Origin of the sequence: Winogradskyella luteola, assembly GCF_019203985.1 — a bacterium.
In the GTDB taxonomy this organism is placed as follows: Bacteria; Bacteroidota; Bacteroidia; order Flavobacteriales; family Flavobacteriaceae; genus Winogradskyella; species Winogradskyella luteola.
The window spans coordinates 204,182-228,981 of sequence record NZ_JAGSPD010000007.1 but is presented as its reverse complement, the minus strand read 5'-3'; the positions used below and the strand labels follow the sequence as shown (position 1 = coordinate 228,981).

The window sequence follows — 24,800 nt, the reverse complement described above, 5'->3', positions numbered from 1 at the left end:
ATAAAGATTATTTTGCTTTGAAAGCTCTAAAAGATCGCGAGTTTTGTTCATATACACAAAAGCCGAATCATATTGTGATAGTCTATTGAAAGCACGTTCCTTGATTAGGTAATAAGCCCTTTCTTTATCCACATCATTTTTTAGTAAAGTTTCGAATTTAATTTCTGATGTTCTAATATCTAAGATCGCCTCGTTTGTATTAAGCCTATCCAATAGCATGTTTGTTCGCTCTAAAAAAATCAGGTAGTTTATATGGTTTTTTCCTGAATCCATTTTAGAAGCCAGCATTTTTGCTTTATTGAGGTATTCACCAGATTGGGTGTCTAAGTATAGTTTTCGTAAGAGTGTAGCCTTAAGGATATAGTTTTCTATTCGTGTTTCTATGGCTATGTCCTCAAATTGATTAATTTCATCAAAGGCATGAAGCAAAGCATTATTATAATCTCCTTTTACCAAATAGCCTTTGGAGAGCAATAGATTAGCTATCGCACTTTCTTCTGGTTGGTGGGAGATATTTAAAATATGGTCTGCTATTTTGATAGATTCATCAGGGTTTGAATATACGAGTTCTTTAGCCCGTGTTATAAGGTTATCCTGTTGTGGGTATATGCTTTTTGAACATAATAAAGCCACAATTACAAGTTTTAAAGTTTTTCTTGCAAAAAAAACCTTAGATAAACTGGCTATACTTTTATGTGTCAAAAAATGGGTCATGTATAAAAATCACTATAAGATTATGAAATTATATCCATAATTCTCATAAAAATAAACATAAATGTACACACTAAACTTTAAAAAAGAATTACTGCAGTACATTATTTTTTATTATAAATAAACAATTCGCTTAAAGATATTTCCATCATATCTTATCAAATTTTGATATATAAAAGCAGTTAGGTTTTCTTTATACTTTAGGTAGAGAGAAAAGTGACTCTCTGAAAATGGTTAAGTTTTGTAGCTTAGAGCAGATTGAAACTTCTTATTTGTTTCATTAAGAATGACACTTTGTAAAAAGTATAATTGTAATGCTAAAAAAATATGGGCTATATTTTAATATAGCCCATATAGTTAGATAGTTATTAATGTAATTAAGGGGTTATTCTTTAATAACTTTAATAGTGTTTTGCACATTATTGATCGTTAGTTTAACGAAATATACACCATCGTTCAATTGGCTCATGTTAACTTCAGCCTCTAAATCATTAGGTGCAAAATCTTGAATTTTTTCACCTAAGATATTGTAAACGCTTACAGTTGAAATAAGGCTTTTGGCTTTAACAGTTAAGCTATTAACAACTGGATTTGGATAGTATTCAAATGCGTCTAAATTATTAGATGCTACACTCAAAGAAGGATCGGGATAAGCTAATAAATCGAACGTATCAGTATCTGAATAACTAAAAACAGAAATTAAATACGTGTTACCTGCAACTAAATCTGAGGCCACTGGTCCAGTGGTGTAGCACGTAAAACCAGATGCAAAATTATTAGTTGTTTGAGAACAATCATCAGTATTATATACAGTATAGTAAGGGAATCCAGATCCTGCTGTAAAGTTAAAGTTATACTCACCAGTATAGGTAGGTGTAAAGCTATACCAAATAGTACTAGCACTAGTATCACAAGACTCTGCTGAAGGATATGAGTTGTCAAAATTACCAGAAATCATGTTGTTTCCACTTGCGTCTGTAGATTCTAATAATTCTATTGGTGTAGAACAATCATCATTAGATACTGGAGGTGGTAATTTAAACACGCAAAGGTCAAAGTCTATTCCAGGACCGTTATCACCCGATCTTACCATAATGTAAAAGGTCTCTCCATTATCCATTTCTAAAGATTCTGGGTTTGTGTTGAAACAAAAAGATTGACTTTCTACAACTAGAGCCCCACAAGCTCCTGAATAGATGAAATAATCAGCTCCTGGATCAAAACCTACTCGGTTAAATGAAAATTCATAAAGCCCATCTTCTGAAGCCGTAAATGTATACCATACATCTTTCCAGTTTTCTGTAAAACCTTCATTACATGAATTATCTGGAGAAGGTGTTGCTCCCGAAGTTGAGCCAGACAGCTGGTTGTCACAATTCTCATCGGTAGAAAGAGTTAATGCAATAGCACCAGAACAGTCGTCATTAACAGGGGGAGTTGGAGTTTCCCGTAAACAAATATCATATTTTTGCCCAGATTCCCCAGTGCCACTAGAACTATTTCTAATGTAGTATGTGTTGCTTACTGTTAAATTATTTAATGTAATATAGTTATTTGTGTAACAGGCTATACTTGTAAGCGAACCACAACTTCCTTCGAGTAATTCTGTAGCTTGAAGCGTACCAAACTCACCAACGAGATTAGTAACATTAAGATATTCTACAACCATAGTAGTTTGAGTAGCAGTAAAACTAAACCAGACATCGTTAGTGCCAGTAAATTCACAGTTAACAGGGTCACTCAGGGATTCTGATGCACCTGCATTAGTTGCATTTGTAAATAAGGTGCATGTGCCGTCTGTATTTACATCTAGTGTTATGCTATTAGAACAATCATCGTTTTCAGGAGGACAATAGAAAAATGTTGAGTCAGTGGCAGAACATGTATTGTCATCGTTATTTATTAATGTAAATTCAACGACATCAGCACTTGCATATGGCCCAAAACTAACTATACCAGTAGAAGTAATGTTATTGTCCGTATTACCGAAGTTATCTGATAATGTTAAAGATGAAGCGCCACCTAGATAGGTTACGTCGACATCAACATTAAATTCATCGTTTGTGCAATTAGGAACTGGTGTTACTGAGAATGTAGGGTTGATACAGCTGTTTTCAGTAATTACTAAACTATAAGTGTAATTGCTATCAAAACCTGCACTACTCAATACTACGAAATAAGTATTACCTGCTAGTAGTGTTAAATCATTAATTTCTAAATTATATGGTGGAGGATTAGAATAGTCATCACCTACTATAGCAACACAACTTGTTGCTACATCTGGACAGTCTTCCATAACATGTATGGCTGCACCATTGCTAGATATCGTAGCCAAATTAATATCAATTGAAATATCTGTAGTTGGGGTAATAGTATAAAATACATCATAACCGTCTATAAAAGCAGCTGGAAAATTACCACAAGGCCCTTCATTGATGTTGTTTTCATAATCTCCTGTACTATCGTTGGCTACGACATACGGAAAAGAAGTTACTTCAAATGGATTTGAGCATGTAGCCCCTTCTATAGGTTCTGAACGTGTGGTAAAAGTTTGTTCTGTACAGCCAGTAGCATCACCAAAGCCATTAAACGGTACAATGTTAACAAAGTATTGTGTGTCGTAAGCCAAGCCTAGTCCAGACATTGCATAACTCGTTTCTGTTAAGACTTCATTGTCTAATACATCTGTACCTCCTGAAGTTGTTCCTATCGAAACGGTATATCCGGTAGGTAAACCTGTAGCGGCTTGCCACATTAAAGTTTCATCAAGGTTAGTGTCGGTAGTTGGAGACAACAGCGTAACATCACAGTTAGGCGTGGTAGTTGGTTCTTGCGTTATCGAAACATTATCTATGCTTACCACAAAAGAATAGTTATCGGATACATTATTTTGTACATCAACAACAAAACGTGCTTGAAAGTCGCTGCCAGCGGCCAACGGACCTAAGTTTGTTGCAGGTATCTCAGTACAGTTTTGTGCATCAGTAAAAGTAAAGTTAGAATCATCTATTGTAGATGCGGTTATCCAATTAGTACCGCCATCTAATGTATACTCAAGCACCACGCTACCCCATCCTGCCATAGGTGAATTTTGTGTAGCTGGGGGTGGAAAAATAGGAGATTGTTCATATACATTAATAGAATAGCTGATGGTTAGGTCAGTAGCATTGGTTGCAGACGTGTAGCTGGGTGTGGTTAAAGTAGCTTCCCCTGGAATTGCAAAAGGCTGCATATCTACCGTGGCACTTTTTCCGCTTCCCCCACAAGGGTTAACTTCTGAGGCATTAAAAAATCCTGTCTGGGACCAGCCATCAGGAAGACTGAAATTTTGCGAACTATCAAAATTTTCAATGATTTCTACTTGAGCGAATGCTGTAATACTCAACAGCATCGTAATAAGCAAGGTAATTTTTCTCATATTTAAGTTAATTTAGTTTTACAATTAACATCAAAGAACTAATCTTAAAATGTTATTTTTATCCTTGTAATGTTATGAATTTATATACTACATATAAAGACTAATACTTTTGTATTTCCTGAAATTTAAAAGAAGAATTTTTGTGTTAAACACATGATTTTTAATAAGTTATATTCTAAAATAATTTCTATAATGTATGTTGTATATAGTTCTTGTATTTACTTCTTTATGAAAGCGATTAAGTATTTTTTATCATAATTCTTCAAGTAGTAAGTGTTGCGAAGATTTAAAATTTAGTTATATTTGTACCCGGTTGTAAATCTTGGAATGTAGATAATTTTCTTATTTGTAATTATGATAATCGAAAATTTCAAAATACTATGATCAAACTTAATTGATATAGTATAACTAGAACCGTTTTTAATGAAGTCCTTATTGATTGAAGCGGCTTTTAATAAAAAGTTTTTCAATACTAAAGATAGTTGTGTTGTTCTCAAATTTTATTTGAGACGTAGTGAAAGCCTTTTAACTAAAGGTAATCCAATGAGAAGCTTTCCTTTTTTCCTTACAGAAAATCGGGATGCTTTTTTGTTTTGTACTATTGTTTTATTAGTGTGGATCGAAGTATTTTATACAGTTTTCAACATGTTATAAAGAAATAAACGATTTTTGTCGATAAAAACAAACATTTTATCGATGATATTTCTTCGTTTACATTTAATAGCCTTATATTTGTAGTCCTTCTTAAGACCTCAAATCGCTTATCAAGGAAATTTTTAATCCATTTTACTACAAGACACTGGTTGTCTCATTAAAACGTCCCTCGTTTTATTTTAGTACAATTTTAGGTTAAGACCTATAATAGTTAATAATCCATTCCCTTCCCTCAGTGTAACGATAATCGTTATGCAAATTTAATGTTGACTATTTAATAAACCCTAAATTGATATTTATGAAAACCCTGAAAATTACTTTAGCCTTAGTTGCAATCGCTATGTTAACTGTGTCTGGTGTACAATCTGATAAAGTTGTGAATAATGAGCCAACTTATAAGGAGAGCTCAACACACATTAATCTGTTGGCCCACAAAAAAAATAAATTAAAAGCACCTACTAACGGATAGTATTTAATTTTTATTTATAATGTATGATAAGCCCTTGCATTAATTTGTAAAGGCTTTTTTGCATTGATACAGATAAAAAAGAAAAAAAAGGATATTTTACTTTAAATTTGGTTAAATATTCAGATCATAACTATTGAAGTCAATTCTCCTAAGAATATTAATATTACTTTCAGTAATAGAGCTTAGTTATTCTCAGTCTATCAATGAGAGGATAATGATAGATAGCATATTTAGTCTTATAAGCTATTCCGAAAATAAAGATTTCTCCAGTTCAAAACAGCTTAATTTTTTAAACAAAGCCAATTCCCTAGCCAAGGAATTACAAAATGATTCCATCCTTTTACTTGCTCAAAAAAAAATACGTAATTACTATTTTAACAATGAAGATTTTTCTGGCTATATAGAAAGCAATCAGAAGATAAAGCTTTTAGCTAAAAGACTTAACGATTCCAGTTCTCTTGCTCATGCATATAATGCCCTTGGTTATGCTTATTTTCTAAATGATAGAAAAGATAGTTCCTATTATTACTATTCTAAAGCGGTAAAAGCCTTTGATAAGATTAATGCTGATGTTAATCTCTCATATGCTTTAGGCAGTTTGTCCAAATTACAATTAGATGGTAAAGATTATTTTGGTGCAGGTGAGAGTGCTGTTAAGGCCTTAAGATTATTAAATGGTGTTGAAGAAACAAATGACATTCAAGATCAAAAATGGATTTTGTATAACACATTAGCCAGTATATCTGAGGCTTTGGATGATGACCAACAGTCCTTAGAGTATTATAATGAGGCTTATGAGGTTGCCCAACGAATGGAAAATGATTTTAACAATAGCATTTATACTTTAAATAATATAGCTTTTGTAAAACGGAAACAAGGAAAATATGCTGAGGCTATTAAGATATTTGAAAATATTTTAGATAGTAATACTCTATATCAAAAAGACCCTTCATTCTATGCATTAATATTGGAAAATTTGGCATACACAAATTTCTTAACGGGATCTTATCAAAAGAAAGAAATAATAGATACGTTTGAACGCTCATACCAAATTGCTGATAGTATTGATGATGACATTACAAAGATGGGAACAGCAATTAGCATGGCAAAATTTTACATGGGGATTGACGAAAAGCAAAACGCTTTAAGCAAAGTTAAGGATGCTTATAATTTAGCTAAGAACATAGAATCAAACGAAATTCTTCTGGAGTCATTACTGTTACTGTCCAAATTAAATGAAGGGGAAGAATCTGTAAAATACTTAAATGAACATATTAAAATTACAGATAGCCTATTAAAGGTTGAAAGAGGTGTGCGGAACAAGCATGCCAGAATAGAGCTTCAAACCGACCAACTCGAAGCTGAAAACGAACAGATATCCAAAGAAAACTTATATTTAGCCATTTTATCAATAGGATTATTGTTAACAGCTATACTGACCTATGTTGTAATATCACAACGTGCTAAAAATAGAAAGTTAAAACTTATACAGGTACGACAAAAGGCAAACGAGGACATCTATAACCTAATGCTTGGTCAACAAGACAAAGTCGATGAAGCGAGGACACAAGAAAAGAAACGTATCTCAGAAGAATTACACGATGGTGTTTTAGGTCGGCTTTTTGGGACACGCCTTAGTTTAGACAGCATTAATTTTAAGGATGGAAAAGAGGCTATGATGACCAGAGCAAATTATATAGGTCAGTTAAAAACTATAGAAGAAGACATTCGTAAAATATCCCATGAATTAAACACTGATTTTGTCTCAGGTACCGGATTTATGGATATTGTTTCAGAACTTATTGAGAATCAGACGCAAGCCTATGGTTTGAAATATGATTTTGATTACACGGACGATATTAGCTGGGATATTGTACCTAATAAAACCAAAATTAATATCTACAGGATTATACAAGAATCCATGCAAAATATCTATAAGCATGCCAACGCCAAAGCTATAAAAATTAGTATTTCATTAGAAAAAAGTGTAATTTGCCTAGACATCATCGATGATGGAGAGGGATTTGACACATCGAAAAGTAAAAAAGGTATTGGTTTAAAAAACATGACATCTCGTGTTGAAGATATTAATGGAAAAATCATCTTTACCTCTCAATCTGGTAATGGTACAAAGGTTAATGTTAAAATCCCCTACACAAACCAATCGACATGAAACATATTAACATTTTAATGGTAGACGATCACCCAATAATTATAGAAGGCTACCAAAATGTGTTAATGGCAACAAAAGAAGATGACCAGACCTTGCTAATTGACACGGCCAATAATTGTGACACTGCCCAATTAATGATAAATAGAGCATCAAAAGATACGCCTTACGATGTCTGCTTTTTTGATATAAGCTTACCACCATCCGAGGATGGTAGGTATGCCTCGGGAGAAGACTTGGCACTTTTAGCAAAAAGAGTGTTACCAGAGGCTAAGATCATAATCCTTACAATGTTTAATGAATCGTTTCGCATTCATAATATTATTAAAGAAATAAACCCAGATGGTTTTCTCATTAAAAGCGATTTAACGTCTATGGAATTGGCTGATGCATTTCAACAGATTCTAAGATACCCGCCTTATTACAGCAGTACCGTGAGCAACTATGTAAAAAAGACAATTCGGAGTGAAATATATGTGGATGATATTAATAGAAAAATTCTACATTTATTGTCCCAAGGTATTAAAACCAAAAGCCTCAGTGAGTATATTCCTTTATCTACAAGTGCTATCGAAAAACGAAAAAAGCAGCTAAAATTATTGTTTTCAGTTACAGATGGTAAGGACGAAACCTTGTTAGTGGAGGCGAGAGAAAAAGGATATTTATAGAAAAAAGTAAAAAAAGTATCAATATCCAAGTTTAAAAAGCACGCTTCAAACCCTTTTAAATACTACAAAGTACGGTTTTTCCACAACAAGTCTACGGTTTTTCCACAACAAAAAGTGTAAACAGTTGTCTACTTTTACACCATGTCAACAAGAATTAATTAATCCCTCTTAAGTAATTGTTGAGTTAATAGCAAGAAAATTAAACCTAGTAGCATCTCAAGTTACTAGGTTTTTTTCTATTAGAATACACTGGTATTATGTTCAGATAGCTTTACAATAAAGAAGCCTAAGAAAATTATGGCTACAATGAATTTTAAAAAAGTTGAGGCTATAAAACCCAAAAAAGACCCAAAAGCAGCCTTTAGCGCTTTTTCTATATCATTTCTGTGAATCATCTCTCCAATAAGTGCCCCAATAAAAGGACCGATAATAATTCCGAAAGGAATAGGAGTAAGCAAACCAATAATTAGGCCAAGCGTTGTGCCAACCACGCCCGCTTTGCTCCCTCCAAAGCGTTTTGTACCTATGGCAGGGATGATATAATCTAATACATACACAAATATTGCCACCAAAAGCGTTACAATCAAAAATGTTCTACCCAATTCTACTCCATCAGTAAAATGTAATACCAAAAGACCAACCCAGCTGGTCAACGGTCCAGGTAGAATAGGTAAGAAGCTACCGATGATCCCTAATATCATTAATAGTAGTGCAATCAGCACTAAGAAAAGTTCCATACAAATAATTTAAATTTGTTTATATGACGCAATAATTGAATCAAAGTTACATTTTCAACTAAATCATTAGTTAAAACTAAATCTTTAGTTATATTTGATTGACGAATACCCAATCATGAAACAACTCACAAAAGCAGAAGAGCAGATCATGCAAGCCTTGTGGCAGCTAAAAAAAGCCAACGTTAAATCTATAATAGAAATCTTGCCAGAACCAAAACCTGCCTACAATACGGTTTCTACCATAGTTAGGATACTAGAGTCTAAAAGCTTTGTAGATTACGAAAAACAAGGTAAAGGCCATGTTTACTTTCCGATTGTGGATGTGGATGCTTATAGTAATCAATCTATAAATAAATTGATAGATAATTATTTTCAAGGATCTTTTAAGAGCATGGTGTCATTCTTTGTCCAGAAAAATGATATGGATGTCAAGGATATTGAAACACTACTTACCGAGATTAATAAGAACAAGTGATTATGCTGGTACAGATGCTAAAATTAAGATGTACAAATATTATATTGAAAAGCATCAAAAATCAATTTTTAAGCCTTTTGCTGAGGACAAACTGAAACAACTTAAAGAAGAAAAATTATTGGAAGAGCACTAAAATTCTAAAAAATCGTACATTTCGGTATCAAAATGAGCTAATGAAACCGATTCTTTTTCTTTTTGTTTTGCTATTCGCAACCTCATGCAGTTATTTTGAAAAGAAAAAACTAAATTCCGAAGATCTATATAAAGAAGAGCTACAAACTTTAAATTGGAATGATGTAGATACTTATCCAACCTTTGGCAGTTGCGATTCTATTACAGCAAAAGAAGATAGTAAAATTTGTTTTCAGAATACATTTCTTGAAAGTGTCAATTTATATTTAGGAAGTCAAAATATTATTGTATCAGAGGATGTAAATGATACTATTAGGTTAAGACTTATTATTGATAACAAAGGGCAGTTGGAAGTTGAATCTATAATGGTAAAGCCAGAAACCCAATTTCAAATACCAAAAATAGATAGTTTACTCAGGCAGAGCTTAAAGCGTGTTCCAAAAATATATCCTGCGATTAAAAGAGGGCAACAAGTCACTACAGCTTTTGAGCTACCGGTTATAGTCAAAATTGACTAGATTTTATGCAATGTTTTTGGTGACTAAGCCTGTCAGTCAAAATCGTATTGCCAACTTCTGCATCAACCGTAATACTTCTACATACAACCAAATAAGTGTTGCTAAAAGCCCCCATGTGGCTAACCACTCTTTTTGTTTTGGTGCCCTATTTTTATAACGCTCTATATAATCAAAATCTAAAAGTAAAGCAAAAGAGGCAACAATAGCAGCCAAAACATTAAACACAATGGCTAACCAAGATGTTCCCCAAATGTAGGTTTTAATACCAAAAAATCCTAAAATCCAAGAAATGAGATATACCACCATAATACTAACAGTTGCAGTAATGATGACGCTACGTAGTTTTTTGGTAACAACAATAATACGTAATTGATAGAATAAAAGCATTACAAAAAAAGTAACTATGGTAACCCCAATGGCTTGATAGGGTAGCTCAGGAAAATTACGATGTGCATAAGACGAAAAACCACCCAAAAAGAAGCCCTTGGCTATAATGTAAAGTGGAACTAAAATAGAAGCCCAGTTTTGACGTACCGAAATTAAAACACTCATTACAATAGCGCCCAACATGCCACCCAGCGTAAACCATTTCATAGGTGTACCTTCTTCGTTTAGTTTCCAGAGGTAAGCTGTAATAGCAGCAATGATTAAAATCCCAAGCATGGATTTAAAGAAGATGCCAGCGACAGACATAGTTCTTGTAGACGATTTGCCATCATCCCAAAAATAACCATTGAAAACAGGATTTGAGGTTTTAAAATTTCGTAAACTCATTTATAGATTGAATTTATAACCAATGGCAATATCAGTTGAAAAATTACCTTGGTTATCTAATAAAAGAGCAAATAACTCACCATAAATAATAGTGATATAACTGTTATTTCCAACTTTAATATCAGATCCAATTCCAAAAATAAAAGGAATGTCAAAAGATGTGTCATTTTGGTCAATTTCCATATCATCTTCATTAATGAAAGTGAGGTCAGTAAAATTTATGGTGGCAAGCTTCACCTGTCCATAAATTGAAAAACGTTCTTTATTTATTATTCTGTAACGGTAACCTAATGAAAATTCTGTAGTGCTGTACGGAAAATCATCACTATCAAAAGCATGGCGAACCTGTAAAAAACCAGAATGTCTAGGCAACACGTTAGCTTCATAAATTTCTAGTTCTGCACCTAGCATTGGTGCTTTTTCATTATTGGGGTTGCCAACAAAAGGATTATTGGTAATTCCGCCAGAAAAACCGAGCCTAAACTGTACCTTGCTCACAGTGTAAGTTGAGTTATAGTTAGAGTCTACTGAAGTATTGTAAGCATCAATATAATTTCTGAGGCTAAAGAGCGTCAACTTTAATTTTTCTGTAGCCATTCCGTCGGTTAAGCCACTCAAAGTCGTTTTGTATTCTTCTTGATAGTTTTTATCAGCATCTTTAGTATTTTTTAGCTCAGTAATAGTGCCGTTTTCAGTTCTCACAAAGTAGCGATAGTTACCGTCAACGATATTCCAAAGTAAATCTAGTTTACCATCAATTTCGGTTTTAAGTTCTAGTGTTTCTCCATTAATGGTATAACGCTCTTGACCATGGTTAAATTGAAAAGCCAAAAAAAGCAGTACACATAAAAATATCTTTCTCATTGGTTGTTAGGATTTGGTTTTTGAAATAGTTCGTAGAACGATCACATACTTATTATAGAGTAAAGCTACCAAAAATATTCAATATGCTATTATTTTCTGAAGGTTCTTCCTTTCCATTTGTAGGACTTAAATAATGACAATACAACTATGTAAATACTAAAAAAAGGATATAATAGGCTTGAAAAAAGGAAAGAAAATAATACGTTTTTCTGCTTAAAAAAGCGAGTGGCCTTGTAAATTAGAAGAAAGTCAATGCTAAACTTAATAACGCATAAGGCCAAGGCAGTTTTTAGCATTAGTAGGTTGAAAAGTACCAAAGGAATAATTAAAATACAGAAGAGGTTAGCCAAAACAACCAACAAACCAACAAGTTTTGAAAAATTATTAGAGCTTTTACTTGTTTTGGAAGCCCAACGTAAGCGTTGCTGAATTAATTCTTGAAAATTTAAAACAGGACGTGTAGTTACGATAACCTTTTGAGATTTAAGATAACGCACTTTTTTAGCATCCTTTTCAATAAATTTTTGAAGTAAAAAAACATCATCTCCACTTGCAATTTCAGTGTTGCCATCAAAACCTTCTAAGGCTTTAAATACAGATTTTCGATATGCAAAATTTGCACCATTACACAAAAAAGGTTTGCGGATACTAAAACTGCCAATGGTTATTCCTTGTAAGCTTAAAATATCTAAAGTTTGAAAACGATCAAAAAAACTCTGTTGCACGTTGTAAGTTACAGGAGCTGCTATACAATCTGAGTCTGTCGTCTGAATGTACTCATCAAAAACATCAAGCCAGTATGTTGGTAAAATACAATCTGCATCGGTAGTTATAATCCATTCATATTTCGAAATAGTGATTGCAGAATTAATGGCATCTTTTTTTGGTGCGTTTGAAACACGAATATTCTGAATAACTTTTATGCCGCCTTGATTGTGCTCACTAAGTAAATTTGAAGTGCTTCCTAGAGATTTATTGGAAATAAAATCTCTAATTAATCCTACCGAATTATCACTCGAAGCATCATCAACCAAAATTACTTCAAATAAGTTTTTAGGATAGTTGAGCCTAGAAATCGAATCTAGTAATTGAGGTAAATTATCAGCTTCATTTCTAAACGGAATTACTATTGAGAATTGATTTTTGGGTTCCAAATCCTGAAGTTCAAAACCATTGACCATATCAAATCCATAGATAAAAATACCAATCAGAAAAAGATAAACTACAATAATAATTATGGCTATGGTAGAGATCATTCTTCTGTTTTTGGTAGTTTAAAATTCAGAATAAAATAACTGCCAAACAAGCTGGGTGTAGCAAAGTTCAATACCCACATCAGCAAGATTATGGATAAAATCGTGAGTTCGTTCACGTCGACAAATCCAAACAGAAAAACGGCAACACTCCCTTTGATAACGACATCAAAAATTGAAATCGACGGCACAATAGAAGCTAAAAAATACATGCTTGTAATAACGACCATCGCTTTAGTATAATCAACTTCTACACCAAATATTATAAGTAAATAGTAAAATTGAAAAGAGAAAATCAAGTAACGAATTAGTGCTAAACCAAGATTGATAATGTGTGTTTTCACAGTAATTCCTTTGATGTAATCTAAAATACGCGCAATCGAATATCCCTTTACTTTAAAACGTTTTTGTTTTGTGCCGAAAATTGCAAAAAAACTAATCATAACAAGTATGAGACCAAACCTTGCCATTTTATAATAGTCGACATCAATTTGATAGTGGTTTACAAAAATGATACATCCAACCACACCAAAAATAGTGGTAATGGTCATTTGAGCCATATTGCCTAAAAGATTCAATAAAACAATCTGTTTTCTAAATGACTTAACATAGTACACGGCTTTTGCACCATAATCACCAATACGGTTTGGTGTAATTAGTGAAGCTGTTAAACCACCTAAACTTTGTTCTAAAGCGTTTTTAAATGAAATCTGTTTTATGGTTTTTACCAAAAATTGCCATTTGAGAATTTCAAAAAACCAGTTAAAAACACTCAAAATGATTAAAAAGACTATATTTTTTGTTGAAAATGCATCGTTTTTCTTCAGAAACGACCAAAATTCACTGAATTGTAGATTTTCGTTTTCTACCAATTTTGAATAAATAAAATAAAATGCACCAACAACAATACTCAATTTAATAAGTACAAAGAAGAATTGCTTAGTTTTGTAAGGTACGCTTGAGTACATATTACAAATTAAACCAAAAACTTAGATATGCAGCCCTATTTTAAACAATACCTATTATTTTTTAGTGTCATTTTTATGGCTTTAAATAGTCATGCACAGTTTAAAGAGACCAGCAAATGGAAAGCACTTTTTGCAGTCGGTTTTAACAGTCCTTCTGCTAACGGTTTTGTTGAAGGTACGGAAGCACAATCCATTAACTTGCCTACAGTTAATATTGGTGTTCAGCATATGTTTAAGCAACAGTTTGGTGTTAAATTAGATTATGGTTTTAATCGTTTTAAGTTAGATAACGTTTCACCTGAGGTGAAGATAAATTATTCACGTGTCAATGTACAATTTGTATATGATCCATCAAGTTATATTGATTTTTTACCACCACAGATTCGTACAGTTTTACATGCTGGCCCTGGATATTCGTTTGTAAAACCTCTAGGGAATCTTGATGAAAACAAACAGTCATATCTAAATTTTCTTGGTGGCTTAGAAGTTCACTATGCCATAAGTAAAAAAGTTTCGGTATATACGGACTTGGCCTATATATATGGTTTTACATCATTAGATGATTACGACCCAGTTTTAAGTGGTTTGGGAGCGTTTAATGGTAACGTATTTAACTTAACTTTTGGGTTAGCGATCTCTTTGAGCGGTTGTCAATTTTGCGATTAAAATAATGACTAAAGAAAAAATTATATTAGGTATTGATCCAGGAACCACCATTATGGGTTTTGGGCTCATTAAAGTTGTTGGTAAAACCATGAGCTTTATGCAGCTTAACGAATTGCAACTCAAAAAATATGATGATCACTACCTTAAGCTAAAACTTATTTTTGAACGTACTGTAGAATTGATCGACAACTATCATCCTGATGAAATAGCGATTGAAGCTCCGTTCTTTGGCAAGAACGTTCAGAGTATGTTGAAGTTGGGCAGAGCGCAAGGCGTAGCCATGGCTGCAGGCCTTTCTAGAGAGGTGCCTATTACTGAGTATTCTCCTAAAAAAATAAAAATGGCAATTACAGGTAATGGAAATGCCAGTAAGGAACAAGTAGCGAAGATGCTTCAAAGTCTACTACAGTTAAAAGAGTTGCCAAAAAACCTTGATTCCACAGATGGTTTGGCTGCTGCGGTTTGTCATTTTTACAACCAAGGTCGTGTACAGGTTGGTAAAAGTTATACAGGCTGGTCTGCTTTTGTAAAACAGAATGAAAAGCGAATAGAAAAGCCCCTTAAATCTCAAAAGGGAAAATGAGTCAGAATGAAAAATCAACCAGAAGAAGGTGTAGTTAATGGTCCTTCCCTTTTGGGGAAGTTAAAAGCGGCTTCAGGTGGTATCTACATTCACATACCATTCTGTAAACAAGCCTGCCATTATTGCGACTTTCATTTTTCAACCTCATTAAAAAAGAAAGATGAATTAGTGAATGCGCTGGTAAAAGAGTTAGAACTTCGTAAAAATGAATTTAAAGGCACTACAGTAGAGACTATTTATTTTGGTGGAGGAACACCTTCATTATTGGCTATTGGCGAATTACAATTTTTAGTTGATTCGGTTTATAAACATTACAACGTCATTGACCATCCCGAAATTACACTTGAGGCGAATCCAGATGACTTGTCTTATCAACGAATAATCGACTTAACAAATACACCAATAAACAGACTAAGTATAGGCATTCAATCCTTTTTTGAAACCGATTTAAAACTTATGAACCGTGCTCATAACTCCGAAGAAGCTAAAGCTTGTTTAGAAGAGGCGACAAAGCACTTTGATAATATATCACTCGATTTAATTTATGGAATCCCTAATGCTTCAAATGACCAATGGTTAGAAAATATTGAAACTGCTTTAAGTTATAATGTGCCACATATTTCTAGTTATGCCTTAACCGTAGAACCCAAAACAACTCTGGCTTCTTTTATTAAAAAAGGCATTATAGACAATGTTGATGACGAACAGGCTCATGAGCAATTTCATATTTTAAAGGATAGATTAGAGGATGAGGGTTTTATACATTACGAGCTGTCAAACTTTGGTAAAGACGATTATTTTAGTAAAAATAATTCGGCATATTGGCAAGGCAAACCCTATTTGGGTATTGGACCTTCAGCGCATTCATTCAAAGGAACACAACGTGGTTGGAATGTGAGAAACAATTCAAAATATATAAAAGCCATTCAACAAAATACATTGCCAATTGAGATAGAAAAACTTACGCTTACCGATCAATATAACGAATATGTAATGACAGGTTTACGCACCATCTGGGGAGTGTCGTTCACCAAAGTTGAAACTGATTTTGGCACAGTCTTTAAAGATTACTTAATTGAGCAATCCAAAGTTTTTATAAATCAACATTTATTGTATATTGATGATGGCCACATAAAAGTCACTAAAAAAGGACAATTTTTAAGTGATGGTATTGCAAGCGAACTATTTAAACTCAATCTATCTTGATAGCAACAATACAATACAATTCTAGAAAACTAAAAATAGATTTGTCACAGCCTTTAGATATTTCTATGCCCATAAAAGGGAACATAACTAACGTAAATGCTTGGCATATTGGACCGCCAAAAATTGAACCAGAAGTTTTTGATAATGATATTATTAGTGTGGAAGAAGGGGCATCTGTCAACTTTAACACTATAACCTTTAATCCACATTCTCATTGTACACATACAGAAACTGTTGGCCACATCGTAAAAGAAAGCTATTCGATTAATAAACACTTAAAACAATTTTTCTTTTTAGCTGAAGTGGTTAGTGTGGCACCTGAGAAGTATATGAAAGATAATGTGATTTCTGCTAAACAGCTTCAGTTTGCTCTTGGTAACAAGAAACGAGATGCTTTGGTTGTAAGAACACTTCCTAATATGAAGGACAAAAAATCCATGCAGTATTCTAATACCAATTGGGCCTATTTTATGGAGGACGCCATAAACTTATTAGTAAGAAAAGGGATAAAGCATTTACTTTTTGATTTGCCAAGTATAGATAGGGAAGAAGATGGTGGCGAATTAAGAGCACATAACGCATTTTGGAATACAAAGGGTAGATTAAGAAAAGATGCTACTATAACAGAGCTTATTTATGTGTCTAATAAAATTGAAGATGGTACTTATATGCTCAATCTTCAGATTGCGCCTTTTGAAAATGACGCGACACCAAGTAAGCCAATATTGTACAAAATTATAGAATAATAAACTCTATTTGTAATGCTGAACTCGTTTCAGCATCTCATACAGAGATATAAAGATATTTGCAGAGTGACAACAAGACTCTCAAAAGTGTCTAAAAATAAAATATTATAAATGGAAACATTTTTTACAATCATAATTAGTATACTGGTAACCTTGGGCTTGGTTACTGTTCTTAAACAATGGAAAACCAAAAAGAAAACAAACGAACAGTCCATTCTTCTTTTAGATAAAATAAAGCGTGTCTGTAAGTTTATAACCGTTGAAGGTGATTTTGCAGAAATCTATCATTACGAAGACGTAAAGGAAAAATTTTTGAAGTTAATTTCTAGCAGAAAAAAAGCTTTGGTAATTATCAATGCCAAAGCACATGTCGGTTTCGATTTGAGTAAGGTAAGGATGAATTCCCACCCGAAATCCAAAACTGTAGTGTTGTCGCATTTTCCACAGCCGGAAGTATTATCTATAGAAAGTAACATTAACTATTACGATAAGCAAGACGGTATGTTTAATAAGTTCGAAGCTTCAGATTTAACAGAACTGCATACCAAAGCGAAGGAGCATATTATGGATAAAATTCCAGAAAGTGGTCTATATAATGTAGCCAAACTAGAAGCTCTTGAGGCCATTCAACTTATTGAAAATTTAGTTGAAACTATTGGGTGGACTTTAGATTATTCAGCTTTAAAAATTGAAGAGGATGACAAAAAAATGTTAGAACAGAAATGATTTTTTACCATTGTCAAGTGTTACATTGAATACAACCTTTTAGGAAAACATTATCAACATGAACATAGAAGATTACAGAAATTACTGCATGAACAAAAAGGAAGTAACCGAACATTTTCCTTTTGATAATGATACCTTAGTATTTAAGGTTTGTAATAAAATGTTTGCATTGGCATCTTTAAAACGGTGGGAAAATGGCGAAGCGTTTATCAATCTAAAATGCGACCCAGAGTATGCGCAAGAGTTACGGGCAGAATACGACAGTATAAAAGCAGGTTACCATATGCATAAGCAACAATGGAATAGTGTTTATATCCACACAGGTGAACTCTCTCCTCAACTTATTACAGATCTGATAGACCACTCATATAATATGGTGGTAAAAGGTTTGCCTAAAAAAGTGAGAGAAAAGCTCCAATAATTCTACATTTGCAACCTTAACTTTTAATATGTCTCAAGAAAAAGAACTTCAGAAGCGCGGTAATTCAAAATGCGAGCTTTGTAACAGTGATGAAAATTTATCTATTTATAACCTTCCAGATATAAAAGAAAACGGATTAAGTACAAGTTTATACGCTTGTAGCACTTGTATAGAACAGATGAATGATAGTGACAAAATAGACCCCAATCATTGGAGATGCCTTAATGATAGTATGTGGAGTGAGCATGATGCCGTTAAGATTATGGCTTGGAGAATGCTAAATCGAATTAATGCCGATTGGCCACAAGATTTATTAAATATGATGTACTTAGAAGATGAAACTTTAGAGCTTGCAAAAGCATCAGGTGATGGTGAGGATGAAAACAAATTAGTTCATAGGGATGTTAATGGTGTAGTTTTAGAGCATGGTGATTCTGTGGTCTTAATAAAAGATCTAAAGGTAAAAGGCTCTAGTCTGGTCGCTAAACAAGGTGCGGCCGTAAGAAATATAAGATTAGACCACGAAAATGCTGATTATATTGAAGGTAAAGTAGATGGGCAGCAAATAGTTATTATTACACAATATGTAAAAAAGATTTAGTCTGAGTCTTTCTTTTTGAAAAAACCAAATCCAATAGGTAGCATAAAAACTAGAAATAGGTATTTGCCTGTAACTAATCCGTAAATGGTAATTATAGCTAAAATGACCATTAACACAACTTTGAGATTATATTTCATTGTGCAAAAATAAATGACTAATTTTAAAGTAGAAATTAAAAAATGTCATGTTAGAGATTAGACCAACATGTGAAAACTGCAATAAAAAACTACCCTTCGATTCAGAGGAAGCTATGGTATGTACTTTTGAATGTACATATTGTAAAGATTGCGTAGAGCTTTTACAGCATGTATGCCCTAATTGCGGTGGTGGTTTTGAAAAGCGTCCGATACGACCAGAAAGACTTTTGAAGAAATATCCTGTTTCAACCACTATTGTTTACAAACCAGTTGACATAGAAGCACACCTTAAAAAACTACGATCTCAATAGTTTTATTTTATTATTGCGTATCTTATTGTATGTGTGTTGTTTATCGAAAAAATAAACAGACTTTACCGAATAATCCAATCTAAATTACCATTTATCGATTTTATCGTGATTCAATAATATTATGTTAGATATTGTGGTCATCCCTCTAATTAATAGCACTAAAGTTTACTGATTAATAGCCCTAAATTAGTATGAACGCTTTTAACATTATTTATTATGGATTTACAAATTACCAACTACAACAACCGTTTTCAGATTAAAGGAACTTTAAACAAGTTAAATCTTAAAACATTCAATGCTCATTTTTCTAACATCTTTGATAAGCTCGATGATATCCTGTTGGATATTGAAAGCGTTGAAAGTATCGATAGAGCAGGTGTAATGGCATTAGCAAAGCTGCATAATGAATCGATTACAAAATCAAAGCGATTGTCCATCATAGGTTTAGGATGCAAGGAATTGTACGACCATTTTAAAACACAAGAAAATACAACTGTAGCTGCATAATAGCAAATTATATAAGACTTAAATTAAAGTGTTTCCGACCAGTGTTTTTCGTGACAGATTAATACTCTTGGAAGCACTTTTCTCTTTTGGTATTTAGCAAGACATGTCTGCAACTATTTTCCATTCGCCATTTATCTTTTTGAAGATAATGATAAAGACACCATCTGCATTTCCAACTTCTCGTTTTAGGTGATATTCTCCCATAACCCAATAATTATCTCCCTCTATTTTAGATATATCATTAATTACAAAATTAAGTGTGCCACTTTCGGCTTTTGTTGGATAACCCTTTTTATAGTTGCCCAAAGTCTGTTCCCAGCCCTTTGTAAGACCATTGCTTCCGTAGAATTTAAGAGAATCACTTTTCCAATAACCTTGCATAAAACCTTCAAGATCATGATTGTTCCATGCTATTTCTTGGCGTTCCATAACTAACCTAATGCCAGCTTCAGCTATTTCAAAGTCTGTAGGTTGGTGGTCGGAATCTGCATGAATATCAGCCTTTACACTGATGCAGTTTGTAAATAAAGCTAAAAGTAAAAGTCCACAAATGTTTTTCATAAGATTGAAGTTTTAGTTCTCTAAATTTAGTGCGTTAATTTTAAAACTTCCCTAAAGGAATTTTTAGGGGTACAATCTAAAACTTCAAGTAAACCTAAAGTACACCTTTTTGCTTCTTCAAAAACGCATCAGCTTGATGTTGCATTAATTCGCGTGCTTTTTTCCGTTTGTAGTTCATCACCTCTTCTTCATCAGCAATTTCGGTATAAACCTTATTATTAATGTCATTATCGGTTTTAACAAGCAGTTTGCGTTCTGCAACTTGTTGCATGGTCCAACTTTTAACGGTGGTTTCTTGGTCTTCCAATTTAAAATCAAATTCACCTTTTGGGGATAATAATTTAGCAATAATTGGAGATGTTTCAATAGCTAAAAACAACAGAAAAATAAAAAATGAAGGTAGCCAAAATTGGCTTAAAGCATTAACACGTGCCATTAAACCATCAAAATTATCAATCACAGGTTGCGATTCGGCAACATTGGCCTTATAATCTCCTTGCAACGCCATGATTTCACCTTCTATGGTAGCGATTTTGGCTTTGTTATCAGTTTTTAGCTGTTGTAATTCTGCTAGAGCAGTATCGTGCTTTTCACGTTTTTCTTTGTAAACAGGGCCTTTACCAAGTTTCATGGTGCCAGATGTGCCTTCGGCTTCAGTAATATAGGTATCATAAAGCGCATTGACCTCTGCTTCCTTGCTGTCAATTTGTGATTGTAAGCCTAAAATTTGGTTTTCTAAATCTGTAATTTTTGGGTTGAACTGCTGAGCAATTTGGTTTTGATTGGCAAGGGTTAAATCATTCTTCTGTTCTAATAAAACCTGATTGATTTCCTTTTCAAAAATCTTTAGTTCTAACGGTTTTGAAATGACTACAGCAATAATCACAGCCAGAAAAATCCTTGGAGTTGCCTGTAGGATTTCGTCTAAAACATTGTCGCGCTTTTTTATAGTAGAAATAATATAACGATCGAGATTAAAAATGAGTAAGCCCCAAATTATTCCGAAAAAAATAGATGTGTAGAGATTGTCAAAAACGGTATAAAGTGCATAACTAGAGGCAATAGTTGCCATTAAGGCTGTAAAAAAAACTGTCGCACCAATACCAGCATATTTGTTTTGTTCTCCAATAGAGCAGTCGTTTAAAATATCGGTGTCTGATCCAGAACACAAGATGAAGAATTGCTTTAACATGATTGATTGTTTTGATTGATAATATATTAGAACGCAAAAACTATGGTTTTGTTACATGTTCTAATGAAAAAAGACCTCTAAGTTTTAAATTCTCTGAGGTCTTAGAATATATTTGTTAGTGGAGTTATTTTTTCAACTCAATTATTACTGGCGGAAGCTTAGAGTTGTTATTGTCTTTTATGTCGAATAAGGTAATCATTCCTTTTTCAAATTTTTCTAAGTTCTTAATACTTGTTCCAGAAATTGAATTACCGCTAATTAAGTCAGTTTTCACACTGGGAATCTTTAGTTTAAAGCTAACAACTTTACCTTCGGATAATGTGATTTTTAGCTTTTTGAATTCTTCTTTAGTTAATGAAATACGCCCTTTTTTCGGCATCTTTTTGTTTACATAAATTAGTGGCGATTTACCTTTTATACCAATTAATATGGGCTTTTTAGAAATGTAAACTAGAGGTTGTTTGGTGTCTGTTTTTTGTGCTTTTACATTTAGTTTTGGATTATTCTTTAACAGCTTAACCGCTTTGTCTGATGAGATTGTTTTCCCTTCACTAAAAAACTTGGCATCTGTCTTTGCCATCCTTGTAACAAAATCTAAAGTTGATTCTGGGGCAGGAGGTGGAGGCGGAATTTCAACAAGCTCAGGATTTGGGATTTCCTTCACTTGTATAACCTTTGGAGGTGCAGGTGGCTCTACCTCTTTAATTTCTCTTGCTCTGTATTTTGGCTTAGGCGGTGTTGGTGGTTTAATTTCAACAATCTGTGGTTTTGGTGGAAAATTAGGATAAGGTTGAGCGTTTTTCTTTTGCTCATCTGACATTAATCCATAGAGGTATTCGATACGTTTTTGTTCTTCAAATTTAATCACCATTTTGTTTTTTGGAGCATCGTTGTATTTTTTTGCTAATCTGTTATATTCATCAACTTGTTTTTTTGAGGCCTTTTCTTGGCTATCTATTAATTTAGGTGATGATAACTTTACAACATATTTCCCGTTAGTGTCTTTTTGGGTTAACATCTCTGTTCGCTTTCCTTTATTGGTTTTAGCAATAGACTTTGCTTTTTGAGCTGTTATTTTTACATCATCCAAATAGAACGAAGCACCTTTTTTTTCCATTTCCATAATGTACTCCAAAAATGTTGGGTTGTATGTGTCTTGCTGTGTGTCACCGACTCTGGGACCACCTTTTGTTTTTTTACCCATAGCCTTGTTAGGGCTAACTTTCTTTTCAGCTGGGACTGGTGGTGGAGGTAGGATGCTATGTTTTTTCAATTCCTCTTCAGTAAACAGGTTATAGATTTTATCGGCCTGTGCCTTTAGGATTCTTAGTTCAGAATTATTGGTTTGTGATCCTTTTAGATAGTTTTTTATAGCGTCGGTATATGTTTTGGTTGAAGCTTTATATTTTTTAACAGTAGTTTCTTGATAGAATTTTTTAAAGCCTTCTTTAGTATATAAGCTATATTGAAAGGGTTGTGGGAATTTTGTGCTGCGGGCATTTTTATGAACCTTAGAACCAACAAAATGGGCGATATCACTGATTTTATAATTATTCAATTCTGAATTTGATACATGTCTACCGTCAAGCCAAATAGCAAATTTATTTTTATCCTTCCAAGATTCAAATTGTGCTTGTGTTGGTGCTTTTGATTTTACTTTAGATAAATTCATGTCTGGGATAACCGGATAGGATTCAACAGTGTTTCGTTGTTCCTCAGTCATCATATTATATATCGCAACAATACGCTCGTATTTTGCATGGTCTATTTGATGTATTGTGTTAAACTTTATAATCCAGTTGTTGTATTCTTGCATCATTGTTTCAGTAGCTCCTTTGTTTTTTATTTTGTTCTGAATGAGAGATATTTCAGAAGTTTCAGCAGGCTTTCTTTCAACATATTCTTTTTCAGAAAAACTGTAAAAAAGAATAGCAATAATAGGTAAGAGTAAAAGTGTACTCAACCAAATTCTGGTTTTTGATGTTTGTGTTTTCATAACTGTAAATCGTTTTTTGATTTGCCCAAATGAATTTTTAGAAAATAATCCGTTTAAGCGAGATGATGAATAATTGATGGCACTCGAGAGTTGATACTCTTGAGTACTTGATGAAAATTGTAATAGTATATTTTGATAGTCTTTGGAGTCCGCACCATATTCTAGAACAGCTTGGTCTGCTAAAAACTCGTGGTTGAGTCTAATATGATGCTTTAGTATGTAAATTAAAGGATGAAACCAGAAAATTATTTGTAATAACTCTAGCAAAACAATATCTAAACTATGTAACTGTTTTGCATGAGTTTCTTCATGTAATATAACTTCTTTAGGAATATCGTTTTTTTCAAATTTCAACTTATTTAAAAAGATATATTTAAAGAAAGAATGTGGTATACGAGACTCTTTTAGTAATACATAAATCAATGAGTGTTTTGCGATTTTTTCACTTCTTGAAATTTTTTGATAAAGTTTAATAAGATTATAGGCAAACCGAATACTTAATAGAAGTACTCCAAATCCGTAGATAAGCCAAAGTATAGCTTCTAAACTGAATAAAGATGTTTCTTCCACAGAGACATTATTAAATGAAGGTTCTATTGGAATGTACATCGGCAAAGCTTCAAAATCGGTTATTACTGGTTCTATGTAATACGTTATGGTTGATAATGGAATGATTAGCGAGACGATTATAGAACCTAAAAGATAAAAACGCTTAAACTGATGCATCTTTTGGCGCTCTAACAGAAACATATAAACCAGCCAAAACACTAATAAACATGAAGAGAATTTTAATAGATACATTCCCATAATTACTTATTTTTAATTTCTTGGTCAATGACGGATTTTAATTCTTTGAGCTCTTCTTTTGTTAAGTCTGTTTTTCTTGTAAAAAATGAAGCAAACTGAGAAGCACTATCATTAAAGAAGGTCTTAATCAATCCATTAACATGTTTAGAAAAGTAGTCTTCTTTCTTTACCAACGGATAATATTCTCTCGATTTTCCATAGGTTTTATAATCCACAAAGCCTTTACCAATCATACGTTTTAATAGCGTAGCAACTGTGGTAGTAGCAGGTTTAGGCTCAGGGTAAGCATCCAATAGGTCTTTCATAAAAGCTTTTTCGAGTTTCCAGAGGTATTGCATTAATTGTTCTTCGGTTTTTGAAAGTTGCATGTTCTACATATTTAGAATTAACTCTACAAATGTAGAATAAAAAAATTAATTTCCAAAAAATTCATGAAATATATTACAATGAACATCTCTTAACTTTACTAAAAGAAACAGTCGTAACTAATTCTATATGACGAATTATTACCTTGAGGAAACTTAATGAG

General features: G+C 33.1%; 25 protein-coding genes. 14 read left to right on the top strand and 11 right to left on the bottom strand.

Features of this window, described 5'->3' with window-relative positions; genetic code table 11:
• Together KCG49_RS10585 and KCG49_RS10580 are read right to left on the bottom strand one after the other, a co-directional pair.
• Nucleotides 1–633: hypothetical protein (locus KCG49_RS10585; RefSeq protein WP_218546393.1), on the bottom strand; the 633-nt coding region annotated here is incomplete at its 3' end.
• A 463-nt stretch (nucleotides 634–1,096) separates the two neighbouring features.
• Nucleotides 1,097–4,129, bottom strand: a complete 3,033-nt coding sequence (locus KCG49_RS10580) for a T9SS type A sorting domain-containing protein (protein WP_218546391.1) — start codon at nucleotides 4,127–4,129, stop codon at nucleotides 1,097–1,099.
• Between the two features lie 952 nt (nucleotides 4,130–5,081).
• On the opposite strand from KCG49_RS10580, the gene KCG49_RS10575 reads away from it, so the two are divergent.
• The 3 genes from KCG49_RS10575 (at nucleotide 5,082) to KCG49_RS10565 (ending at nucleotide 8,090) form a co-directional block, all read left to right on the top strand.
• Nucleotides 5,082–5,252 carry a hypothetical protein gene (locus tag KCG49_RS10575; protein WP_218546389.1) on the top strand — a complete coding sequence of 57 codons (171 nt, stop codon included), beginning with the start codon at nucleotides 5,082–5,084 and terminating at the stop codon, nucleotides 5,250–5,252.
• Between the two features lie 214 nt (nucleotides 5,253–5,466).
• Complete coding sequence (locus KCG49_RS10570; RefSeq protein ID WP_218546387.1) at nucleotides 5,467–7,425, top strand: tetratricopeptide repeat-containing sensor histidine kinase; 1,959 nt, start codon at nucleotides 5,467–5,469, stop codon at nucleotides 7,423–7,425.
• Nucleotides 7,422–8,090 carry a response regulator gene (locus tag KCG49_RS10565; RefSeq protein WP_218546385.1) on the top strand — a complete coding sequence of 223 codons (669 nt, stop codon included), beginning with the start codon at nucleotides 7,422–7,424 and terminating at the stop codon, nucleotides 8,088–8,090. The genes KCG49_RS10570 and KCG49_RS10565 overlap by 4 nt, the downstream gene beginning before the upstream one ends.
• Nucleotides 8,091–8,329: 239 nt before the next feature.
• Here KCG49_RS10565 and KCG49_RS10560 read toward each other — a convergent pair whose 3' ends face one another.
• Nucleotides 8,330–8,827, bottom strand: a complete 498-nt coding sequence (locus KCG49_RS10560) for a DUF456 domain-containing protein (RefSeq protein ID WP_218546384.1) — start codon at nucleotides 8,825–8,827, stop codon at nucleotides 8,330–8,332.
• A gap of 115 nt (nucleotides 8,828–8,942) precedes the next feature.
• Here KCG49_RS10560 and KCG49_RS10555 point away from each other — a divergent pair, with 115 nt between their 5' ends.
• Nucleotides 8,943–9,302, top strand: a complete 360-nt coding sequence (locus KCG49_RS10555; protein WP_218546382.1) for a BlaI/MecI/CopY family transcriptional regulator — start codon at nucleotides 8,943–8,945, stop codon at nucleotides 9,300–9,302.
• Between the two features lie 173 nt (nucleotides 9,303–9,475).
• Nucleotides 9,476–9,952 (top strand): hypothetical protein, encoded by a 477-nt coding sequence (locus KCG49_RS10550; RefSeq protein ID WP_218546381.1) that lies wholly within the window; start codon nucleotides 9,476–9,478, stop codon nucleotides 9,950–9,952.
• A 36-nt stretch (nucleotides 9,953–9,988) separates the two neighbouring features.
• Here the strand turns inward: KCG49_RS10550 and KCG49_RS10545 are convergent, their stop codons facing one another.
• From KCG49_RS10545 to KCG49_RS10530, 4 genes are all read right to left on the bottom strand, one after another.
• Nucleotides 9,989–10,726 carry a Bax inhibitor-1/YccA family protein gene (locus KCG49_RS10545; protein ID WP_218546380.1) on the bottom strand — a complete coding sequence of 246 codons (738 nt, stop codon included), beginning with the start codon at nucleotides 10,724–10,726 and terminating at the stop codon, nucleotides 9,989–9,991.
• Nucleotides 10,727–11,590, bottom strand: a complete 864-nt coding sequence (locus KCG49_RS10540) for a hypothetical protein (protein WP_218546378.1) — start codon at nucleotides 11,588–11,590, stop codon at nucleotides 10,727–10,729.
• 89 nt (nucleotides 11,591–11,679) lie between these two features.
• Nucleotides 11,680–12,846 (bottom strand): glycosyltransferase family 2 protein, encoded by a 1,167-nt coding sequence (locus tag KCG49_RS10535; protein WP_218546377.1) that lies wholly within the window; start codon nucleotides 12,844–12,846, stop codon nucleotides 11,680–11,682.
• Nucleotides 12,843–13,811 (bottom strand): lysylphosphatidylglycerol synthase domain-containing protein, encoded by a 969-nt coding sequence (locus tag KCG49_RS10530; protein WP_218546375.1) that lies wholly within the window; start codon nucleotides 13,809–13,811, stop codon nucleotides 12,843–12,845. The genes KCG49_RS10535 and KCG49_RS10530 overlap by 4 nt, the downstream gene beginning before the upstream one ends.
• A 27-nt stretch (nucleotides 13,812–13,838) precedes the next feature.
• Here KCG49_RS10530 and KCG49_RS10525 point away from each other — a divergent pair, with 27 nt between their 5' ends.
• From KCG49_RS10525 to KCG49_RS10485, 9 genes are all read left to right on the top strand, one after another.
• Nucleotides 13,839–14,477, top strand: a complete 639-nt coding sequence (locus tag KCG49_RS10525; RefSeq protein WP_218546374.1) for an outer membrane beta-barrel protein — start codon at nucleotides 13,839–13,841, stop codon at nucleotides 14,475–14,477.
• Nucleotides 14,478–14,481: 4 nt separating this feature from the next.
• Nucleotides 14,482–15,060 (top strand): crossover junction endodeoxyribonuclease RuvC, encoded by a 579-nt coding sequence (ruvC, locus tag KCG49_RS10520; RefSeq protein WP_218546372.1) that lies wholly within the window; start codon nucleotides 14,482–14,484, stop codon nucleotides 15,058–15,060.
• 6 nt (nucleotides 15,061–15,066) lie between these two features.
• Nucleotides 15,067–16,266, top strand: coding sequence for a radical SAM family heme chaperone HemW (gene hemW, locus KCG49_RS10515; RefSeq protein ID WP_218546371.1), 1,200 nt, complete (start codon nucleotides 15,067–15,069; stop codon nucleotides 16,264–16,266).
• Nucleotides 16,263–17,012 carry a cyclase family protein gene (locus tag KCG49_RS10510; RefSeq protein ID WP_218546369.1) on the top strand — a complete coding sequence of 250 codons (750 nt, stop codon included), beginning with the start codon at nucleotides 16,263–16,265 and terminating at the stop codon, nucleotides 17,010–17,012. The genes hemW and KCG49_RS10510 overlap by 4 nt, the downstream gene beginning before the upstream one ends.
• Before the next feature lie 111 nt (nucleotides 17,013–17,123).
• A complete protein-coding gene (locus KCG49_RS10505) occupies nucleotides 17,124–17,738 on the top strand; it encodes a DUF4230 domain-containing protein (RefSeq protein ID WP_218546368.1) in 615 nt (204 codons plus the stop codon).
• A 58-nt stretch (nucleotides 17,739–17,796) separates the two neighbouring features.
• On the top strand, nucleotides 17,797–18,159 hold the full coding sequence (locus KCG49_RS10500; RefSeq protein ID WP_218546366.1) for an MmcQ/YjbR family DNA-binding protein: 363 nt from the start codon (nucleotides 17,797–17,799) through the stop codon (nucleotides 18,157–18,159).
• A gap of 28 nt (nucleotides 18,160–18,187) precedes the next feature.
• Complete coding sequence (locus tag KCG49_RS10495; RefSeq protein ID WP_218546365.1) at nucleotides 18,188–18,760, top strand: PhnA domain-containing protein; 573 nt, start codon at nucleotides 18,188–18,190, stop codon at nucleotides 18,758–18,760.
• Nucleotides 18,761–18,944: 184 nt separating this feature from the next.
• Nucleotides 18,945–19,208, top strand: a complete 264-nt coding sequence (locus KCG49_RS10490; protein ID WP_218546363.1) for a DUF1272 domain-containing protein — start codon at nucleotides 18,945–18,947, stop codon at nucleotides 19,206–19,208.
• Between the two features lie 216 nt (nucleotides 19,209–19,424).
• The gene (locus tag KCG49_RS10485; protein ID WP_218546361.1) at nucleotides 19,425–19,715 is read left to right on the top strand and encodes an STAS domain-containing protein; all 291 of its coding nucleotides are present in this window, start codon (nucleotides 19,425–19,427) and stop codon (nucleotides 19,713–19,715) included.
• 93 nt (nucleotides 19,716–19,808) lie between these two features.
• On the opposite strand, the gene KCG49_RS10480 is transcribed toward KCG49_RS10485, so the two are convergent.
• From KCG49_RS10480 to KCG49_RS10465, 4 genes are all read right to left on the bottom strand, one after another.
• Nucleotides 19,809–20,276, bottom strand: a complete 468-nt coding sequence (locus KCG49_RS10480; protein ID WP_218546360.1) for a YybH family protein — start codon at nucleotides 20,274–20,276, stop codon at nucleotides 19,809–19,811.
• A 94-nt stretch (nucleotides 20,277–20,370) separates the two neighbouring features.
• On the bottom strand, nucleotides 20,371–21,468 hold the full coding sequence (locus KCG49_RS10475; protein ID WP_218546359.1) for a DUF4407 domain-containing protein: 1,098 nt from the start codon (nucleotides 21,466–21,468) through the stop codon (nucleotides 20,371–20,373).
• A gap of 124 nt (nucleotides 21,469–21,592) precedes the next feature.
• Complete coding sequence (locus KCG49_RS10470; protein WP_218546358.1) at nucleotides 21,593–24,271, bottom strand: M56 family metallopeptidase; 2,679 nt, start codon at nucleotides 24,269–24,271, stop codon at nucleotides 21,593–21,595.
• 2 nt (nucleotides 24,272–24,273) lie between these two features.
• Nucleotides 24,274–24,639 carry a BlaI/MecI/CopY family transcriptional regulator gene (locus KCG49_RS10465; RefSeq protein WP_218546357.1) on the bottom strand — a complete coding sequence of 122 codons (366 nt, stop codon included), beginning with the start codon at nucleotides 24,637–24,639 and terminating at the stop codon, nucleotides 24,274–24,276.
• Nucleotides 24,640–24,800: the final 161 nt, after the last annotated feature.

Excerpts from the sequence above, each read along its gene's own strand:
- KCG49_RS10570 (WP_218546387.1), top strand. The coding sequence starts at position 5,467 with ATGATAGATAGCATATTTAGTCTTATAAGCTATTCCGAAAATAAAGAT.
- KCG49_RS10475 (WP_218546359.1), bottom strand. The coding sequence starts at position 21,468 with ATGTTAAAGCAATTCTTCATCTTGTGTTCTGGATCAGACACCGATATT.
- KCG49_RS10575 (WP_218546389.1), top strand. The coding sequence starts at position 5,082 with ATGAAAACCCTGAAAATTACTTTAGCCTTAGTTGCAATCGCTATGTTA.
- KCG49_RS10525 (WP_218546374.1), top strand. The coding sequence starts at position 13,839 with ATGCAGCCCTATTTTAAACAATACCTATTATTTTTTAGTGTCATTTTT.
- hemW (WP_218546371.1), top strand. The coding sequence starts at position 15,067 with ATGAAAAATCAACCAGAAGAAGGTGTAGTTAATGGTCCTTCCCTTTTG.
- KCG49_RS10535 (WP_218546377.1), bottom strand. The coding sequence starts at position 12,846 with ATGATCTCTACCATAGCCATAATTATTATTGTAGTTTATCTTTTTCTG.
- KCG49_RS10485 (WP_218546361.1), top strand. The coding sequence starts at position 19,425 with ATGGATTTACAAATTACCAACTACAACAACCGTTTTCAGATTAAAGGA.
- KCG49_RS10470 (WP_218546358.1), bottom strand. The coding sequence starts at position 24,271 with ATGGGAATGTATCTATTAAAATTCTCTTCATGTTTATTAGTGTTTTGG.
- KCG49_RS10545 (WP_218546380.1), bottom strand. The coding sequence starts at position 10,726 with ATGAGTTTACGAAATTTTAAAACCTCAAATCCTGTTTTCAATGGTTAT.
- KCG49_RS10505 (WP_218546368.1), top strand. The coding sequence starts at position 17,124 with ATGGAAACATTTTTTACAATCATAATTAGTATACTGGTAACCTTGGGC.
- KCG49_RS10540 (WP_218546378.1), bottom strand. The coding sequence starts at position 11,590 with ATGAGAAAGATATTTTTATGTGTACTGCTTTTTTTGGCTTTTCAATTT.
- KCG49_RS10565 (WP_218546385.1), top strand. The coding sequence starts at position 7,422 with ATGAAACATATTAACATTTTAATGGTAGACGATCACCCAATAATTATA.
- KCG49_RS10560 (WP_218546384.1), bottom strand. The coding sequence starts at position 8,827 with ATGGAACTTTTCTTAGTGCTGATTGCACTACTATTAATGATATTAGGG.
- KCG49_RS10490 (WP_218546363.1), top strand. The coding sequence starts at position 18,945 with ATGTTAGAGATTAGACCAACATGTGAAAACTGCAATAAAAAACTACCC.
- KCG49_RS10495 (WP_218546365.1), top strand. The coding sequence starts at position 18,188 with ATGTCTCAAGAAAAAGAACTTCAGAAGCGCGGTAATTCAAAATGCGAG.
- KCG49_RS10530 (WP_218546375.1), bottom strand. The coding sequence starts at position 13,811 with ATGTACTCAAGCGTACCTTACAAAACTAAGCAATTCTTCTTTGTACTT.
- KCG49_RS10480 (WP_218546360.1), bottom strand. The coding sequence starts at position 20,276 with ATGAAAAACATTTGTGGACTTTTACTTTTAGCTTTATTTACAAACTGC.
- KCG49_RS10555 (WP_218546382.1), top strand. The coding sequence starts at position 8,943 with ATGAAACAACTCACAAAAGCAGAAGAGCAGATCATGCAAGCCTTGTGG.
- KCG49_RS10465 (WP_218546357.1), bottom strand. The coding sequence starts at position 24,639 with ATGCAACTTTCAAAAACCGAAGAACAATTAATGCAATACCTCTGGAAA.
- ruvC (WP_218546372.1), top strand. The coding sequence starts at position 14,482 with ATGACTAAAGAAAAAATTATATTAGGTATTGATCCAGGAACCACCATT.
- KCG49_RS10500 (WP_218546366.1), top strand. The coding sequence starts at position 17,797 with ATGAACATAGAAGATTACAGAAATTACTGCATGAACAAAAAGGAAGTA.
- KCG49_RS10580 (WP_218546391.1), bottom strand. The coding sequence starts at position 4,129 with ATGAGAAAAATTACCTTGCTTATTACGATGCTGTTGAGTATTACAGCA.
- KCG49_RS10550 (WP_218546381.1), top strand. The coding sequence starts at position 9,476 with ATGAAACCGATTCTTTTTCTTTTTGTTTTGCTATTCGCAACCTCATGC.